General features: G+C 53.6%; 1 protein-coding gene. It reads right to left on the bottom strand.

The annotated features are described in order from the left end of the window. Window positions 1-244 precede the first annotated feature (244 nt). Window positions 245-1,158: TRAP transporter large permease (locus J5224_RS29050; protein WP_264628551.1), on the bottom strand; the 914-nt coding region annotated here is incomplete at its 5' end.

Here is a 1,158-nt window from a genome sequence, read left to right as displayed (position 1 = left end):
TTTTGCTGCGTCCTGCTGAGACCAGCGTCGTTGCTGTTTTCTTGCTGCTCATGTCTGTTTCACCAAAGAGAATGGAAGCGGTTACGTTAGCATGGTGTGAAGAAGAGAGGGATTGCGTTTTTTTCATCTGGGAGAAAAACGGTCAGAGTCACTGTTTTTGAGGAGGCAGAAATGATGTCATGCTGGAGAAAGCAGGGAAGTGCCAGCCCGTCTCGCACGAAGGGCTGGCGGAATTGAGGCGGCGTTACCCGGTATGAACGCCGAAAAGCTTGGGCAGCCACAGGGAAATGGCGGGAATATAGGTGACCAGCATCAAGACGAAGAATAGGCCGCAGTAGAAGGGCACCATCGCCTTCACCACCTGCTCTATTTTCTGTTTGCTCACGGCACTGGCGACAAATAACACAGAGCCAACTGGCGGTGTGATCAAACCAATCCCCAGGTTAACCAGCATGATCATGCCGAAATGCACCGGATCGACCCCGAGTGAAATGGCGACAGGTAACAGTACCGGCGTCAGGATCAGGATCAGCGGGGCCATATCCATCAGCGTGCCGACCAACAGCAACATGATGTTGATCCACATCAGAATGACGTACTTGTTATCCGAGATAGACGTGAAGAATTCGGTAATGCGACTCGGTAACTGCATGTAGGTCATGATGGCACCGAAAGCCGCAGCAAAACCGATCAGGATCATCACGATGGTGACGGTTTTTACCGTGCGGTACATCAGCTTCGGCAGCTCCGCCCAGGTGTAGTCTCTGTAGATAAACATGGTGACGAAGAAGGACCACACGCAGGCGATAGCCGCAGATTCGGTGGCGGTGAAGATCCCCGAAAGAATCCCGCCCATGATGATGACCACGGTCATCAGGCCCCACAGCGTATCAACAAAGATTTTAAGCGCCTGTTTGAAAGGCACCCGCTCGCCTTTGGGATAGCCGCGTTTATGGGCAAAGCCCACGCACATCACCATAATGGTAAAGCTCAGCAGCAGGCCTGGCATGATACCGGCGATAAACAGTGAGGCGATGGATACCGTGCCACCTGTGGCCAGCGAGTAGATGACCGAGTTATGGCTAGGCGGCGTGAGGATGGCCTGTACCGAACCGCTGGCGGTCACGGCGGCGGCAAAATCACGCGGATACCCTTTTT

Source organism: Candidatus Symbiopectobacterium sp. NZEC135 (assembly GCF_025962695.1).
Note: the sequence above shows the minus strand (reverse complement) of the source record. Positions and strands in the feature narration are given on the sequence as shown.